The sequence below is a fragment of the Stenotrophomonas geniculata genome, from assembly GCF_034508895.1.
Taxonomy (GTDB): domain Bacteria; phylum Pseudomonadota; class Gammaproteobacteria; order Xanthomonadales; family Xanthomonadaceae; genus Stenotrophomonas; species Stenotrophomonas geniculata.
The window spans coordinates 1,330,074-1,345,470 of the sequence record NZ_CP140571.1 but is presented as its reverse complement, the minus strand read 5'-3'; the positions used below and the strand labels follow the sequence as shown (position 1 = coordinate 1,345,470).

Sequence of the window (15,397 nt, the reverse complement as noted above, 5' to 3'; positions counted from 1 at the left end):
CGCCGGATCATGGGCCGCGTGGTCGCGGCATACAGGAAGCGGGGCCTTGCGGCGGTTTGAATCAATGGAGCAGTGTGTCGATGTTTAACAAGATCCTGGCTGTAAAGCCGGTGGTGCGCCTGGTGGACCTGGCGGCCATCGCAGCGATGACGTTTGCGCTGTCCATCTACTTCTATCATCCCTATTACTTCGGCGATGAGATGTTCTCCTTCAACTTCGGAGAGCACAGCGGCAACACCCTGATGGGGGTTTTTACCGGGCTGAACAGTTACAAGCCACGCATCGTCATGAACTTCATCTGGGCGGTCATCGTCTCCCAGGATCTTCCGCGCTGGATGACCATGCTGGTCAATTGTGCGGCATTGGCAGGATGTGCCGCGCTGGTCTACGGGATCGCGCGGGTGCATTTCAATGCTCGCCGAAGCGCTGCCCTGTTGGCTGCGGCGATGATGGTGGCGTGTCGTTTCAACATCATGCTGTACTTCGACTACGTATCGGGAACGGTCGAGGCGCTCAGTCTCCTGTTCCTGCTGGCCGGTGTTGCCGTGTCCATGCCCGGTCTGGTGTTCCTGCAGCACCAGCGCGCTTCCTGCCTGGCACTGGCGCTGCTGCTCTTCATCCTGGCGGTGTTCACCCATGAGCGCTACGCACTGGCGCTGCTGGGCCTGTCCGGCGTGGCGGTGCTGCGCTGGTGGCCCATGCGCAGGTCAGTCGGCGCCCGGCCCCTGGTATTCGCCCTGGTCACTGCTGTTGTTCCGCTCGGCCTGTACATCGTTGCCGTGAAAGTGCTGTCCAACCAGCCGGTGGCGATGGGTACCTCCGGACAGACTGTCAGCGTATCGCTGGACACAATGAAAGTGTCGACCACCTACCTGGTCAACCTTTTCCTGGGTGGCAATCACGGCCCACAGTATTTCGTTGGCATGTTCAACCATGCGGCGCCCCGCTACATGTATCTCTTTGTGCCGCTGGCCGCAGTCTCCCTGTTGGCCTGGTGCCTGCCGTGGCTGCGCCCGCAGTGGCGTTCGACGACCTACCTCATGCCGATGCTGGCCTTCCTGGCCGCCATTGTCGGCCTGGTTGCGATTGCGAGCCTGCCCGGTTCAGCGCGTCAGGAGGCCCGCTGGATGTACCCGGCCATGGCGTTCCTGCTGCTGTTTGTCTTTGCCGGCTATCGGCACCGGGCGCAGATCATCATCCTGTCGGTACTGGCCGTCACCCAGTTGTTCTACCTGTTCTTCGGCAGTATGTGGTCGATTGCCAGCATCACCGGCGCGCGTCTGGCCGTATCCATCAGCGATTCGCTGAGTACCCTGCGCCAGGCTGGAGACGGTGTGGTCGTAGCTGGGCCCGAGCCGGACATCAGCTGGGTGCTCGGTGAAGATGGCAAAGTCTATTGCCGCCTAAACCTGCCGAAGGGGCATTGCCTCTATCCGCGTGCCGAATTCAGCAAGGGTAATGTCAAGGAATTCAGCTATGGCCTTGTGGTGGGTGAGCCCAATCTGCGGGGCCGTCCGGGATTCAGCGTGATAACCGCTGAACAGGCCAAGCGTTTGATGGATCCTGCGGCGTTGCCAGCTCCGACCCATCAGCTGGGTGAGGGCAAGCAGTGGCCGGAATGGGTGGGCATTCCGGACGAACGGGTAAGCAGCGAGGGACTGGAACTACGCGGATTGTCGGAAATGACCCGTCGGCAGGCTGCTAAGGAACTTGATCGCCACATTGTCCTGTACACCGCCCAGTCTGCCGATGGGCAGCCCGGCAGGATGCGCCTGCAGATCAACTGGCATGGCGCGGACGGCGGGTTCATTTCGACCCAGATCGAAGTGGTGGATGTGGGTCTGGTGCCCCGTTCCTATCCCCTGCTGGCCGTTGCCCCCAGCGGCGCGACCCATGCCTATGTCTATGCGACGCTGCCTGACGACCACTCGGGTAGGGTGCTGCTGCGCAACATCGGCGTGGCCAATCCTTGATCGGCTCCCGAAGGGGGCTATGTTAAGATTACAAAGCCAATGCCCTGCGCCTTGGGGGCGCGACAACCGATCCGAGGCTTGGGAGCACAGGTGGTGTGGAACGTGGAGCGGGAGAAGATTGTTCGCCTCCTCAAATCCGAGAAGCTGCGATTCCTGATCGTGGGCGCGGGCAATACCGTGATCGGCTATGCCTGCTTCCTGCTGACGTTCGCAGTCATGGATCCCTGGGCAGGCCCGGTCGCCATTCTTGTCGCCGCCTATCTGGTTGCACTTCCCATTGCTTTCGTCAATCAGCGGGTGTTCGTGTTCCGTTCACGGGCGCCCTGGGTACGCGAGTTCGGCCGGTTCCTGCTGGCCAACTCCACGATCTTCGCAATCAATGTGGTAGCACTGCCGGTCTGCATAAGGCTCTCTGAAGGTGACCCGCGCGCCGTCCAAGGAGTGTTCGTGATGGTTTCGACTGTCGCGAGCTATTTTGCTCACAAGTATTTCTCTTTTTCCCGGTGACCCGATGCGTCGTATTCCGTTGTTGATTCCGAGGATGCCGTCTGCGGACAAGGTGTATCCGTATCTCCGAAAGATTGACCAGAATCGGATCTACACCAATTACGGCCCTTTGAACGCCGAGTTCGAGCAGCGCCTGGCCACCGAACTCGGCCAGGGGCTTGAGCCGGCCCATCTGACGACGGTCTCCAACTGCACCGTCGGCCTCGAGCTGGCCATCCAGGCGCTTGACTTGCGTGCGGGCGCGCGGGTCCTGTTGCCCTCGCTCACCTTCGTCGCCACGGCCACGGCGATTGTCAGAGTGGGGGCGACCCCGTTGTTCAGCGACATCGACCCTTCCGGCTGGTGCCTGACTCCGGCCATTGCCGAGGAGGCGCTGGCGCGGGGTGAGACCTTTGACCTGGTGATGCCGGTCAGTACATTCGGCAAGCAGCACGATGTCACCGCCTGGGACGATTTCAGCGCAAAGACCGGTATCCCGGTGCTGATCGACGCGGCAGGTGCATTCGGCAACCAGCCGATCGGCCGCACGACGGACGTTGTGTTCAGCTTCCACGCGACGAAGTCCATCGGCAGCGGTGAGGGCGGACTGATCGTGTCGTTCAATGCCGAGCGCATCCGGCGCATCCGCCAGTTGGCCAACTTCGGCATCGACGCCGCCCGCGGCGAGCTGATCGGACTGGGGACCAACGGCAAGCTCAGCGAGTATCACGCTGCAGTCGGGTTGGCGGCACTGGACGAGTGGCCCGACATCGTCGAGCAGCGGCGCGAGCTGCATGCCCGCTACCTGCGCACGCTGCAGCGGGCCTGTCCGAGCGTGGGGCTGCAGGATAAGGATCCCGATGGTATCTATCCGCTGCTTCCGGTGCTCCTGCCTGACGGTGTTGACGCACTGGCAATCGGTGGCGCATTGCGCGAGCAGGGTATCGATACCCGGCGGTGGTACTGCCCGCCGTTGCACGCGCATGGCGTGCTGGCCCATTTCGACCGCTCGGGCTCGCTGGATGTCACCGCTGCCATCGGCGATCGCATCCTCGGTCTGCCGTTCTTCGCCGGTATCACTGACGAGGAGATCGGCACCGTGGTGGATTCGCTCGCACGGGCGATTTCCACCGAGACCGCCGGAGTCGCCCAGTGAGCACGATCAGCTACGTCATTCCGGTTTATCACAATGAAGGTTCAATCGAGCTGACCTGGGCTGCGATCCGTGACCTGTTCGCCACCAGCCTGCCCGAACACGACTACGAGATCGTGTTCGTGAATGATGGCTCCAAGGATGGCTCCCATGCGGAGATGCTGCGTGTCAGTGCGCAGGATCCGCGCGTGCGATCGATCTCCTTCACCCGTAACTTCGGCCAGCTGTCGGCTACGTTGGCCGGCTTCGACGCCGCCAGCGGCGACGCGGTCATCAACATGTCCGCAGACATGCAGGATCCGGTCGAGCTGACCGCCGAGATGATCCGCAAGTGGGAACAGGGCAATGAAGTGGTCATCGCGCATCGTGCAGACCGCGAGGACAACTTCACTTCCTCGATGTTTTCCCGCATTGTCTACGGCATCCTGCGCATGTCCAACCCGAACATGCCGGCGGGCGGGTTCGATTTCACCCTGATGAGCCGCCGTGCACTGACGCTCTTCATGAGCATGAAGGGGCGCCATCGTTTCTTCCAGGGTGACGTGCTCTGGGCCGGCTTCCCGACCGCCTACATTCCGTACGTGCGGCGCAAGCGCGAGATCGGCAAGTCGCAGTACAACTTCAGCAAGAAGCTGAAACTGGCCTTCGATTTCATCATCGACGGTTCCTATCTTCCGATCCGTCTCATGTCCTTGTCCGGCACCGTACTGGCCATGTTGGGGCTTTGCTATGCCGTCGTGATCGCGGTTTCGCGCCTGTTCGACCTGACGCCGTTCTCGGGCTGGGCGCCGATCATGGTGGCGATCCTGGTGGTGGGCGGCATGATCATGTTGATGCTGGGTGTCATCGGCGAATACCTGTGGCGGATTCTCGACGAGATCCGTGCCAAGCCGATGTATATCGTCCGAGAAGATACAGCTGAAAAGGCTGCCATTTCCAAGAATGAGCTGGAGCAATACTGATGAGTAACAACGACGAGCGACTGGTATCGGTCTATTCGGCCGCCCTGAACATCGACGCTTCCCGCGTGGTCGATGGCCTGCTTTACAACAGCATTCCGGAATGGGATTCGATTGCCCACATGCTGCTGGTTTCGCAGCTTGAGAATGAGTTCGATGTCATGTTCGACACTGATGACATCATCGATATGAGCTCGGTCGCCAAGGCCAAGGAAATCCTGGCGAAGCACGGCGTCGAGTTCTGATATGGCCGGTTTGCTGGAAGGAAAGGTTGCCCTTATCACGGGGGCATCCCGCGGCATCGGAGAGGCAACGGTTCGTGCCTACCTTCAGCAGGGCGCACACGTTGTGGCGACTGCCCGGGACACCGCCGCTCTGCAGCCGCTACTCGACAGCGTGCGCACGAGCATGCCTGAGGCACGGCTGGAGGCGGTTCCGCTTGACGTGACCGATCCGGTTTCCGTGCGTGATGCCTTCCAGTCCGTGTTCAAGCAGCACCGCCGGCTGGACGTGCTCGTTTCGAACGCGGGCGTCCTGCAGGATGCCCTTATCGGCATGGTCACGCCTGAGCAGATCCAGCAGGTATTCTCGGTCAACACCTATGGCGTCCTGTACTGTGCCCAGTATGCGAGCCGACTGATGGCACGCAACGGTGGTGGCTCGATCATCAATCTTGCATCCATCATCGGCGTGAACGGCAACGTTGGCCAGGCGGTCTACGGTGGCAGCAAAGCGGCCGTGGTCGGTATCACCCTGTCGCTCTCCAAGGAGCTCGCGTCGAACAACATCCGCGTCAATGCGATCGCGCCAGGATTCATCGACACGGACATGGCGCGCTCCATCGGTTCGGAGAAATATGCCGAACGCGTTGCGTCAATCGCCATGGACCGGGTGGGTGCGCCGGCAGAGGTGGCCAACGTGGCAGTCTTCCTCGGATCGGATCTGGCGTCCTACGTGACCGGTCAGGTGATCGGGGTCGACGGTGGGATGCTGATCTGATGTTCGCCCGCGTACTAGAGCAGCACGGCGACCAGATTGCCGTGATCCTTCCCGGCGGAGAGTCACTGGCATACCGCGAACTGGCCGCGCGCGCGGACGTTGCGTGGGCTGCTGTCGATCCGGCCTGGGGCGTCATCGCCCTCGAATGCGCCAATACGCTGGACAACCTGCTGGCCTATTTGGGCGCCCTGCGTGCAGGGCAGCCCGTACTGCTGCTGGATGCCTCGTTGAACGACACACTGCGCGAGCAGGTGATTGATCATTACAGCATCAGCCACGTGCGCCGTCCTGATGGCCAGTGGCGTGCAACTGGCAGGCGCGCGGCCGCCGCTTCTGCTGAACTGGCAGTCCTGCTACCGACATCGGGTAGCACGGGATCGTCAAAGCTGGTGCGTCTTTCTGCAGGAAACCTGCAGGCCAACGCCCAGTCGATCCAGGATTACCTGGGGATCGACAGCGCACAGCGGGCAATCACCTCGCTGCCCATGCATTACTCCTACGGTCTGTCGGTGATCAACAGTCACCTGCTGGCCGGTGCGACGTTGCTGCTGACCGCCGAGTCCGTGGTTTCCAGGTCCTTCTGGGACTTTTTCCGGCAACACGAAGCGACGAGTCTCTCCGGTGTTCCGACCCATTACGAGATGCTGAAGCAGTTCCGCTTCGAGCGCATGTCGCTGCCTTCACTGCAGACCCTGACGCAGGCCGGAGGCCGCTTGGCCGAGTCGACCATCGAGTGGTTCCGCAATCTGGCCGAGCAGCGCGGCCAGCGCTTCTTCGTGATGTACGGCCAGACCGAGGCCACAGCCCGGATTTCCTATGTCCCCCATGACATGTTGGCCAGCAAGATCGGGTCGGTTGGTGTTGCCATTCCCGGCGGAATGCTATCGTTGGCGGACGAGCAGGGGCAGGCCATCGAGCAGGCCGGTGAGGTGGGCGAGCTGCGCTATCGCGGCGCGAATGTGATGCTGGGGTACGCCGAGGGTCCTGAGGATCTGGCGTTGGGCGACATCCAGCAGGGTGTGCTCAGTACAGGTGACTTGGCGCGTTTTGACGACGACGGGTACTACTACGTGGTTGGCCGCTTGAAGCGGATGATCAAGGTATTCGGCAACCGCTTCGGCCTGGACGAGATGGAGTCCAAGCTGCGAGCCGATGGCTGGGATGTGGTCATGACCGGACGCGACGACCTTGTTGTCGCGATCCTTGTCCGGCCTGAGGATGATGCCTGCGAGCGTCTAAGGCGGGATATCGCGGTGCGCTACAAGCTGAATCCAATCGCGGTGAGGGTGCTGCCGGTCGACGCCATTCCGCTGTCCTCGTCGGGCAAGATTCTGTATGCAGATCTCCTTCAACAGGCTGAGGCAGGCCAAGGGGCAGCCCGTGCAACGTGATTACTTTGACCTGCCTGTCTATGGCGTCGGGGCTGCCGAGAAGGAAGTCCTGCTCAAGCAGCTGCTGAGCAGCTTGACCGTGCATCATGCCGAGCACTGCACGCCCTATGCGCGCGTGCTGCAGGCCCACGGGCATACGCCCGGCTCGGAACAAAGCGTCGACCAGATTCCTTTCCTGCCCGTACGCCTGTTCAAGGAGTTCGAGCTGAGCTCGACACCGGCCGATCAGCGCTTCAAGGTCCTCACCTCATCGGGCACGACGTCTCAGACGGTCTCCAGGATCATCCTTGATCGCGATACGGCAGCTGCGCAAACGCGCGCGCTGGTGCTGATCATGCAGCAGTTCCTCGGCAAGGCGCGCCTGCCGATGCTCATCATCGATCATCCCAGTGTGGTGAAGGATCGCGCCAATTTTTCCGCGCGTGGTGCTGGCATTCTTGGCCTGTCCAACTTTGGGCGTGACCATACCTACGCATTGAACGACGATATGTCGATCAATCTCGAGGCAGTGGATGCGTTCCTGGAGCGACATACCGGCCAGCGCGTGTTCCTGTTCGGCTTCACCTTCATGGTCTGGAAGTACTTTGTCCAGGCGTTGAAGGGGCGCAGTGATCTGCCGCGGTTCAGTGATGCCGTACTCATCCACAGTGGTGGCTGGAAGAAGCTGCAGGATGAGGCGGTAAGCAATGAAGAGTTCAAGCGGTCGCTGGCCGAGTGTTTCAATATCGGCGCTGTGCACAATTTCTACGGCATGGTCGAACAGGTTGGCTCGATCTTCGTCGAGTGCGAGCACGGTCGCCTGCACTGTCCTGCCTTTGCTGATGTGAAGATCCGTGCGCCGAGCACGTGGGAGCCTCTGCCGGCGAACGTGCCAGGCCTTATCCAGGTGCTGTCGGTGTTGCCTACGAGTTACCCGGGCCATAGCCTGCTGACCGAGGACATCGGCGAGTGGACCGGCGTGGACGATTGTCCGTGTGGCCGCCTGGGCCGCACGTTCCGCGTGCATGGCCGGGTGGCGCGCGCGGAACTGCGTGGTTGCAGCGATACCCATGCTGCCGATGCAGCAACCGCCCCCCTTTGATGCACGCCCATGAGTAATTACGAGTCCCTTATCGCGACGGCCCCTGACCTGGAGGTCCTGGCTGAGGCCCCTCCGCTTCCCGCGTTCGCCGAGCCCTCGGTGGCATTCGTCGATGCTCTGTCTGCAGAACTGTTCCGCATGCCGGAGGCACGCAGTTATCCCGAGCTGAGCGCGCTGGCATTCTGGATGCGGCGCTCGAGCATCGTGCGGCTGAAGGAAGCTCATGGTCGCCGTCACGACGGTCATCTGTCAGTGGCACGCGGAACGGTTCTGCATTTCGCGCCTTCCAACGTGGACACGATCTTTGTCTACTCGTGGTTCATTTCGCTCCTGTGTGGTAACCGCAACATCGTCAGGTTGTCGACGAAGGCATCGGTGCAGACCGACCTGTTGGTTGCTGCCATCGGCCGGGTAAGCACGCGTCCCGAGCATGCCGAGATTGCCAGGCGCAGCCTGGTGGTGCGCTACGCGGCTGACGCCCGCACCACTGCATTGTTGTCCGCTCACTGCGATACCCGTGTTATCTGGGGCGGCGATGCGACAGTTGCGACAATCCGTCAGGTGCCGCTGCCAGCGACAGCGACCGAGATTGCATTTGCGAACAAGTTCTCACTTGGTCTCTTCGATGCAGCAGGCTGGGTCTCCGCCTCGCCCGAGCAGAAGACGCGCTGGATCGATGGCTTCTTCAACGATGCCTACTGGTTCGATCAGATGGCCTGTTCGTCGCCGCGGCTGATTCTCTGGATTGGCAGCCCGGCTCAGGTGGAGCAGGCGAGAGACAGCTTCTGGCTCGCACTGGAACAAAAGGTGCGGGAAAAGGGCGTTTCCTTCGGTGACGTCGATTATGTGAACAAGCGTATCGCGCAGGATGCGCTTTCCATCCAGGCCGATGTCAGCATCCCGGCAGCAAACGGCAACGATGTTGCGCGCCTGTGGCTTGAAGTGCCTGCGCTGCATGCCGATGCACACTGCGGCGCCGGACTCTTCTTCGAGTCCCGGATTGCGCATCTGAACGAGCTTCGTCCACTGCTTTCCCGCAAGGTCCAGACCGTTTCCTACCTTGGCATGCAGCCGGATCAGCTGCGTGCATTCGTGCGCGAGGCCCCGCTGGCTGGTGTTGACAGGTTCGTCCCCGTGGGAAGTGCACTTGATTTCAGCAACGTCTGGGATGGCTTCGATCTGATGACTGTGTTCACCCGCGAAATCACGATTGCCTGATCGGAATTGCACTTCCCAAACGGAGAACAGTGATGCCTTTGCTGAATGATCGCGCCATCGATTCGGTGGTGATTGCCGGTGCCGGCGGCTTCGGTATGGAAGTCTTTGACTATCTCATCGCTGAATCCCACAAGGGTGGGCCGAGGGTTGCTGGCTTCATCGACGATGGCGTCGGCAATCCGATTCCCGGTGAATTGGGGACTGAGCACCTCGGCGCAATCGCGGACTACCGCGCCGTGCAGGGGCAGGCCGTCGTGGTCGCCGTGGGTTCGGTAAGGGGGCGTCGGCATATCCTCGGGATGCTCGCGGAAGCCGGTGTCTACAGTCCGCCCTTTGTGGCTGGTAGCACGGTGTTGTCTCCGAACGCGCAGCTGGCCGATGGCGTGCTGGTCTGCCCATTCAGCGTGGTCAACCGGAATGCTGTGCTGGCGCGGGGCGTGGCAGTCAATGTGCACTGCAGCGTCGGACACGGGGCACGGGTGGGTGAGTTCAGCATCCTCTCGCCGTACGCCGCCCTCAATGGTGACGCCTCGATCGGCGATGGCTGCTTTCTCGGGACACGCGCGACGATCTATCCCAGGACCCAGCTGGGCGCCGGCTGTATCGTGGACAGCCACACTGGCGTACGCGCCAGCGCCGGCGATCGCCAGATGATTTCTTCGCGGGGTACCTACCAGGTGGTCGCGCTCCGGACCTGACGAACCGGAGCGCGAACCGGGGCGTTGCTCAGCCCAGCGCTGCTTCCAGCTCCGGCAGGAGCGCAAACAGATCCCCCACCAGGCCGATATCGGCGATCTCGAAGATCGGCGCGTCGCCGTCCTTGTTGATCGCGACAATCGTGCCCGCATCCTTGATGCCGGTCAGGTGCTGGATGGCACCGCTGATACCCACGGCCACGTACAGCTCCGGCGCGATGATCTTGCCGGTCTGGCCGACCTGCAGGTCGCTGGGCACGTAGCCGGCGTCGACCGCGGCACGCGAGGCACCCACGGCGGCACCGAGCTTGTCGGCCAGCTGGAAGATGACCTTGAAGTTCTCTTCCGAACCGACACCACGGCCGCCGGAGACCACGCGCTTGGCGCTCTGGAGGTCCGGGCGGTCGCTGGCACCGGCGGCCAGGCCGACGAAGCGGGTATGGGTCGGCAGGGCAGCGTCAACGCTGGCTGCTTCGATGGCGGCGCTGCCGCCCTGGGCAGCTTCCGGCCAGGACGCGGCGCGCACGGTGGCGACTACGATCTGGTCGGCCGGTGCTTCCACGGTGATGATCGCGTTGCCGGCATAGATCGGGCGCTTGAAGGTGTGGCTGCCTTCGACGCTCATCAGGTCGGAGACCTGGTTGACGCCGAGCAGGGCGGCCACGCACGGCATGAGGTCCTTGCCGAAGGTGGTCGACGGGCCGAACACATGGGTATAGCCCTTGGCCAGCTGCGCGATCTGCGGTGCCAGTACCTGGGCGATGGCCTGCGCGTTGGCGGCATTGGCCACGGTCAGGACCTTGGCGACGCCAGCGATCTTCGCGGCTTCGGCGGCGACGGCGGCCGGGTCGGCGGCCAGCACCAGCACGTCGATGCTGGCACCGCTGATGGCGGCGGCGGCACTGACGGTCTTGGCGGTGGCGGCGTTGAGCTTGCCGTCGTGGTGCTCGGCGATGACGAGAATCTTGCTCATTACAGCAGCCCCTTCTGCTTGAGTGCGGCAACCAGTTCGGCCGCGTCCTTGACCATCACACCCTTGCTGCGCTTGGACGGCGCGGCGTACTGGGTGGTCTTGAAGGTGTCGGCGGCTTCAACGCCGAGGTCGGCCAGCTGCAGGGTTTCCAGCGGCTTGGCCTTGGCCTTCATGATGTCCGGCAGCTTGATGAAGCGCGGCTCGTTCAGGCGCAGGTCGGTGGTGACCACGGCCGGCAGATCCACTTCCAGTGTTTCCAGGCCGGCGTCGACTTCACGGGTCACCGTGGCCTTGCCGTCGGCAATCTCCAGCTTGCTGGCGAAGGTCGCTTGCGGGCGGCCCCACAGCGTGGCCAGCATCTGGCCGGTCTGGTTGGCGTCGTCGTCAATGGCCTGCTTGCCGAGGATCACCAGGTCCGGCTGTTCCTTCTCGATCAGCTTGAGCAGGGTGCGCGACGCGGTCAGCGGCTGGATGGCCTGGTCGGTGACGACATGGATGGCGCGGTTGGCGCCCATGGCCAGGCCGTTGCGCAGGTGCGCCTGGGCGTCGGCCGGGGCGATGGTGGCAACCACGACTTCGCTGGCGATGCCCTTGTCGCGCAGGCGCAAGGCTTCTTCCAGGGCGATTTCATCGAAGGGGTTGGGGGACAGCTTGACGCCGTCAGTGACCACGCCGGAACCGTCCGGCTTGACCTGAATGCGGACGTTGTAGTCCACCACGCGCTTGTACGCGACGAGGATTTTCATCTGGTACGGGGTCCTTCAGTAACAGGGAGAACGTCCGGTCCTGGAACAGCAACCGGTTCGGGGGTGGGACCCCGATTCTAGCTGGCTTGGGGTGACCATGCGAATGCGTATGGTTATGTTGCGGCGCGGCAAAAATGCACTCCGCGAGCGCGTGTTCACGTCACGCAGGCGGTCGTGAAGGCCATCGGGATGTATCCTGTCACGCTGCGCTGGGGCGCCCGTGGGCGCTCCTTGGATGAATTTCGATCAGGAGAACAGGTAGTGCCCACATGGCTTGTCACCGGCGGCGCCGGATTCATTGGCGGTAACTTCGTTCTCGAGGCCGTCGCGCGCGGCGTCAAGGTCATCAACCTCGATGTGCTGACCTACGCCGGCAACCTGAAGACCCTGTCCAGCCTGGACGGCAACCCCAACCACCTGTTCGTGCAGGGCGATATCGGCGACCAGGCCCTGGTCGCGAACCTGCTGGCCGAACACCGGCCGGATGCCGTGGTGAACTTCGCCGCCGAAAGCCACGTTGACCGCTCCATCGACGGTCCCGGTGCCTTCATCCAGACCAATGTGGTGGGCACCCTGGGCCTGCTGGAAGCGGTCCGTGACTATTGGAAGGCGCTGCCGGCCGAGCAGGGAGCGGCCTTCCGCTTCCTGCACGTGTCCACCGACGAGGTGTACGGCACCCTGGGCGAGACCGGCAAGTTCAGCGAAACCACCCCGTACGCCCCGAATTCGCCGTACTCGGCGTCGAAGGCCGCTTCGGACCACCTGGTCCGTGCCTTCCACCACACCTACGGGCTGCCGGTGCTGACCACCAACTGCTCCAACAACTACGGCCCGTACCACTTCCCCGAGAAGCTGATCCCGCTGGTGATCGCCAAGGCGCTGGCCGGCGAGCCGCTGCCGGTGTACGGCGATGGCAAGCAGGTGCGCGACTGGCTGTTCGTGTCCGACCACTGCGAAGCGATCCGCACGGTGCTGGCCAAGGGCCAGGTCGGCGAGACCTACAACGTCGGCGGGAATTCGGAAAAGCAGAACATCGAAGTGGTGCAGGCCATCTGTGCGCTGCTGGACCAGCGCCGCCCGCGCGCGGATGGACAGCCGCGCAGCAGCCAGATCACCTACGTCACCGACCGCCCCGGCCATGACCGCCGCTATGCGATCGATGCCTCCAAGCTGAAGAACGACCTGGGCTGGGAACCGGCCTACACCTTCGAGCAGGGCATCACGTTCACCGTCGACTGGTACCTGGACAACCAGGAATGGGTCAACGGCGTGCTGGATGGCAGCTACCGCCTGCAGCGCATCGGCACTGCCGCCTGAGGCCGGGAGATAACATGACGCAACGCAAGGGCATCATCCTGGCCGGCGGTTCCGGCACCCGGCTGTATCCGATCACCAAGGGCGTCAGCAAGCAGCTGTTGCCGGTGTACGACAAGCCGATGATCTACTACCCGCTCAGCGTGCTGATGCTGGCGGGCATCCGCGAAGTGTTGATCATCAATACTCCGCACGAACAGGCGCTGTTCCAGCAGCTGCTGGGCGACGGTTCGCAATGGGGCATGGACATCCAGTACGCGGTGCAGCCGAGTCCGGATGGCCTGGCCCAGGCCTACCTGATCGGCCGCGACTTCGTCGCCGGCAAGCCGAGCTGCCTGGTGCTGGGCGACAACATCTTCCACGGCCACGGCCTGCGCGAGGTGCTCAAGCGTGCAGACGAACGCGTGCACGGCTCGACCGTGTTCGGCTACTGGGTGAATGATCCGGAGCGCTACGGCGTGGCCGAGTTCGACCAGAGCGGCAAGGTGATCGATCTGGTGGAGAAGCCGGAGAAACCGCGCTCCAACTATGCGGTGACCGGCCTGTACTTCTATGACGGCAAGGCCAGCGATTACGCGGCCGAACTGAAGCCGTCGCCGCGTGGTGAGCTGGAGATCACCGATCTCAACAAGCGCTACCTGGAAGAAGGCAATCTTCACCTGGAAGCGCTCGGCCGTGGCTATGCGTGGCTGGATACCGGCACTCACCAGTCGCTGCTGGAAGCCTCCAACTTCATCGAGACCATCCAGACCCGCCAGGGCCTGCAGGTCTGCTGCCCGGAAGAAATCGCGTTCGGCCGAGGCTGGATCAATGCCGAGCAGCTGGAGGCGCTGGCTGCGCCGTTGATCAAGAATGGCTACGGCCAGTACCTGCACACGCTCGCCCAGCGTGGAGTCGTTCCGTGAAAGTGATTGAAACCAAGTTGCCCGGCTGCGTGGTGATCGAGCCGGCCGTGTTCGGCGATGCCCGCGGTTACTTCTTTGAAACCTGGAATGCCGAGCGTTTCGCCGCGCTGGGCCTGCCGGATCGTTTCGTGCAGAGCAATGTGTCCACCTCGGCGCAGGGCGTGCTGCGTGGCCTGCATTACCAGTGGCCGCGCCCGCAGGGCAAGCTGGTCAGCGTGCTGGAAGGCGAGGTCTATGACGTGGCCGTGGACATCCGCCGCGGCTCGCCGACCTTCGGCCAGTGGGAAGCGGTGGTGCTGAGCGCTGAAAACAGGAAGCAGTTCTGGATTCCGGAAGGCTTCGCGCACGGGTTTGCCGTGCTCTCCGAACGTGCACTGTTCAGCTATCTGTGCACGGACGTCTACGTCAAGGAAGCGGATGCAGGTATCCGCTGGAATGACGCCGATATTGCGGTGGACTGGCCGGTGAGTGCACCGACCCTGTCGGCCAAGGACGAGACCGCGCCCTTCCTGAAGGACATTGCCGAAGACCGCCTGCCGGTCTACGTGCCATGACCGTTCTGGTGTTCGGCGGCAATGGCCAGGTCGGCCAGGAACTGCTGCGCGCGCTGGCGCCACTGGGCAAAGTAATCGCGACCACCCGCAGCGGGCAACTGCCCGACGGAAGTGCCTGCGAGATGGCTGATTTCGGCCAGCCCGACAGCCTGCCGGCGCTGCTGGATCGCCTGCAGCCATCGGTGGTGGTCAACGCGGCCGCCTACACGGCGGTGGACCGTGCCGAGCAGGAGGTCGATGCGGCCTTCGCCGCCAACGCGCAGGCGCCGGGCGTGATCGCGCGCTGGTGCGCGGCCCATGGCGTGCCCTTGGTGCATTACTCCACCGACTACGTGTTCGACGGCCAGGGCCGTGCGCCCTACCGCGAAGACGAGCCGACCGCGCCGTTGGGCGTCTATGGCACCAGCAAGCGCGATGGTGAGGATGCAGTGCGTCTGGCCGGTGGCCGCCACCTGATCTTCCGCACGGCGTGGGTCTATGCCTCACATGGCGCCAATTTCCTGCGCACCATGCTGCGGGTGGGATCAGAACGCGAACAGTTGCGGGTAGTGGCCGACCAGATCGGTACGCCCACTTCGGCTGCGCTGATCGCCGATGTCACCGCGCAGGCGCTGCAGCATCCGGGCCACTTGTCCGGAACCTGGCATCTGACGGCCAGTGGCCAGACCAGCTGGCATGGGTTTGCCGAGGCGATCTTCGCCGAAGCGCTGGCTACCGGGGTGTTGGCGAAGGTGCCGGCCGTCGAGGCGATTCCCAGTTCCGAGTATCCGACGCCGGCCAAGCGCCCGGCCTGGTCGGTGCTGGACAACCGCAAACTGCAGCAGGATTTCAACATCGTCCTGCCGGCATGGCAGGACGGGTTGAAGCGGGTGATGGCTGAAATTGCCTGACCCGGCAGGGACGTGCCGACCAACGGTCGGCACCCACCCCGACCAACGGTCGGCACTCGC

16 protein-coding genes are annotated in these 15,397 nt (G+C 63.0%); 14 read left to right on the top strand and 2 right to left on the bottom strand.

Going from position 1 to position 15,397, the window contains the following annotated elements:
• Nucleotides 1–80 precede the first annotated feature (80 nt).
• The 10 genes from RI032_RS06360 (at nt 81) to RI032_RS06315 (ending at nt 9,958) form a co-directional block, all read left to right on the top strand.
• Nucleotides 81–1,973 (top strand): hypothetical protein, encoded by a 1,893-nt coding sequence (locus RI032_RS06360; RefSeq protein WP_043398776.1) that lies wholly within the window; start codon nt 81–83, stop codon nt 1,971–1,973.
• A 90-nt stretch (nt 1,974–2,063) separates the two neighbouring features.
• On the top strand, nt 2,064–2,480 hold the full coding sequence (locus RI032_RS06355; RefSeq protein ID WP_161785170.1) for a GtrA family protein: 417 nt from the start codon (nt 2,064–2,066) through the stop codon (nt 2,478–2,480).
• 4 nt (nt 2,481–2,484) lie between these two features.
• Nucleotides 2,485–3,615, top strand: coding sequence for a DegT/DnrJ/EryC1/StrS family aminotransferase (locus RI032_RS06350; RefSeq protein WP_043398771.1), 1,131 nt, complete (start codon nt 2,485–2,487; stop codon nt 3,613–3,615).
• Nucleotides 3,612–4,574 (top strand): glycosyltransferase family 2 protein, encoded by a 963-nt coding sequence (locus RI032_RS06345; protein WP_052148802.1) that lies wholly within the window; start codon nt 3,612–3,614, stop codon nt 4,572–4,574. Before RI032_RS06350 ends, RI032_RS06345 begins: the two co-directional genes overlap by 4 nt.
• Entirely contained in the window at nt 4,574–4,816 is a 243-nt protein-coding gene (locus RI032_RS06340) for an acyl carrier protein (RefSeq protein ID WP_043398768.1), read from the top strand. Before RI032_RS06345 ends, RI032_RS06340 begins: the two co-directional genes overlap by 1 nt.
• A gap of 1 nt (nt 4,817) precedes the next feature.
• Nucleotides 4,818–5,570: an SDR family NAD(P)-dependent oxidoreductase gene (locus RI032_RS06335; RefSeq protein WP_043398767.1), complete on the top strand. Its 753-nt coding sequence runs from the start codon at nt 4,818–4,820 to the stop codon at nt 5,568–5,570.
• Nucleotides 5,570–6,961 (top strand): AMP-binding protein, encoded by a 1,392-nt coding sequence (locus RI032_RS06330; RefSeq protein WP_322548011.1) that lies wholly within the window; start codon nt 5,570–5,572, stop codon nt 6,959–6,961. The genes RI032_RS06335 and RI032_RS06330 overlap by 1 nt, the downstream gene beginning before the upstream one ends.
• Nucleotides 6,906–8,042, top strand: coding sequence for a LuxE/PaaK family acyltransferase (locus tag RI032_RS06325; protein WP_322548010.1), 1,137 nt, complete (start codon nt 6,906–6,908; stop codon nt 8,040–8,042). Before RI032_RS06330 ends, RI032_RS06325 begins: the two co-directional genes overlap by 56 nt.
• A gap of 9 nt (nt 8,043–8,051) precedes the next feature.
• On the top strand, nt 8,052–9,260 hold the full coding sequence (locus RI032_RS06320; RefSeq protein WP_322548009.1) for an acyl-CoA reductase: 1,209 nt from the start codon (nt 8,052–8,054) through the stop codon (nt 9,258–9,260).
• Between the two features lie 32 nt (nt 9,261–9,292).
• Entirely contained in the window at nt 9,293–9,958 is a 666-nt protein-coding gene (locus RI032_RS06315) for a PglD-related sugar-binding protein (RefSeq protein ID WP_322548008.1), read from the top strand.
• 28 nt (nt 9,959–9,986) lie between these two features.
• On the opposite strand, the gene RI032_RS06310 is transcribed toward RI032_RS06315, so the two are convergent.
• Together RI032_RS06310 and RI032_RS06305 are read right to left on the bottom strand one after the other, a co-directional pair.
• A complete protein-coding gene (locus tag RI032_RS06310) occupies nt 9,987–10,928 on the bottom strand; it encodes an electron transfer flavoprotein subunit alpha/FixB family protein (protein WP_322548007.1) in 942 nt (313 codons plus the stop codon).
• Complete coding sequence (locus tag RI032_RS06305; RefSeq protein ID WP_012509979.1) at nt 10,928–11,674, bottom strand: electron transfer flavoprotein subunit beta/FixA family protein; 747 nt, start codon at nt 11,672–11,674, stop codon at nt 10,928–10,930. The genes RI032_RS06310 and RI032_RS06305 overlap by 1 nt, the downstream gene beginning before the upstream one ends.
• Before the next feature lie 261 nt (nt 11,675–11,935).
• Here RI032_RS06305 and rfbB point away from each other — a divergent pair, with 261 nt between their 5' ends.
• From rfbB to rfbD, 4 genes are read left to right on the top strand one after another with little or no spacing between them, the layout of a single operon-like run.
• Nucleotides 11,936–12,991, top strand: a complete 1,056-nt coding sequence (gene rfbB, locus RI032_RS06300; RefSeq protein ID WP_010480669.1) for a dTDP-glucose 4,6-dehydratase — start codon at nt 11,936–11,938, stop codon at nt 12,989–12,991.
• A gap of 14 nt (nt 12,992–13,005) precedes the next feature.
• Entirely contained in the window at nt 13,006–13,893 is an 888-nt protein-coding gene (gene rfbA / locus RI032_RS06295; RefSeq protein WP_010480671.1) for a glucose-1-phosphate thymidylyltransferase RfbA, read from the top strand.
• Nucleotides 13,890–14,447, top strand: a complete 558-nt coding sequence (gene rfbC / locus RI032_RS06290; protein ID WP_010480673.1) for a dTDP-4-dehydrorhamnose 3,5-epimerase — start codon at nt 13,890–13,892, stop codon at nt 14,445–14,447. Before rfbA ends, rfbC begins: the two co-directional genes overlap by 4 nt.
• Nucleotides 14,444–15,337, top strand: a complete 894-nt coding sequence (rfbD, locus tag RI032_RS06285; protein ID WP_322548006.1) for a dTDP-4-dehydrorhamnose reductase — start codon at nt 14,444–14,446, stop codon at nt 15,335–15,337. Before rfbC ends, rfbD begins: the two co-directional genes overlap by 4 nt.
• Nucleotides 15,338–15,397 lie beyond the last annotated feature (60 nt).

Coding starts and splice junctions, on each gene's coding strand:
- RI032_RS06325 (WP_322548010.1), top strand. CDS start 6,906: ATGCAGATCTCCTTCAACAGGCTGAGGCAGGCCAAGGGGCAGCCCGTG.
- RI032_RS06320 (WP_322548009.1), top strand. CDS start 8,052: ATGAGTAATTACGAGTCCCTTATCGCGACGGCCCCTGACCTGGAGGTC.
- rfbD (WP_322548006.1), top strand. CDS start 14,444: ATGACCGTTCTGGTGTTCGGCGGCAATGGCCAGGTCGGCCAGGAACTG.
- rfbA (WP_010480671.1), top strand. CDS start 13,006: ATGACGCAACGCAAGGGCATCATCCTGGCCGGCGGTTCCGGCACCCGG.
- RI032_RS06305 (WP_012509979.1), bottom strand. CDS start 11,674: ATGAAAATCCTCGTCGCGTACAAGCGCGTGGTGGACTACAACGTCCGC.
- RI032_RS06350 (WP_043398771.1), top strand. CDS start 2,485: ATGCGTCGTATTCCGTTGTTGATTCCGAGGATGCCGTCTGCGGACAAG.
- RI032_RS06330 (WP_322548011.1), top strand. CDS start 5,570: ATGTTCGCCCGCGTACTAGAGCAGCACGGCGACCAGATTGCCGTGATC.
- RI032_RS06340 (WP_043398768.1), top strand. CDS start 4,574: ATGAGTAACAACGACGAGCGACTGGTATCGGTCTATTCGGCCGCCCTG.
- RI032_RS06310 (WP_322548007.1), bottom strand. CDS start 10,928: ATGAGCAAGATTCTCGTCATCGCCGAGCACCACGACGGCAAGCTCAAC.
- RI032_RS06335 (WP_043398767.1), top strand. CDS start 4,818: ATGGCCGGTTTGCTGGAAGGAAAGGTTGCCCTTATCACGGGGGCATCC.
- RI032_RS06315 (WP_322548008.1), top strand. CDS start 9,293: ATGCCTTTGCTGAATGATCGCGCCATCGATTCGGTGGTGATTGCCGGT.
- RI032_RS06360 (WP_043398776.1), top strand. CDS start 81: ATGTTTAACAAGATCCTGGCTGTAAAGCCGGTGGTGCGCCTGGTGGAC.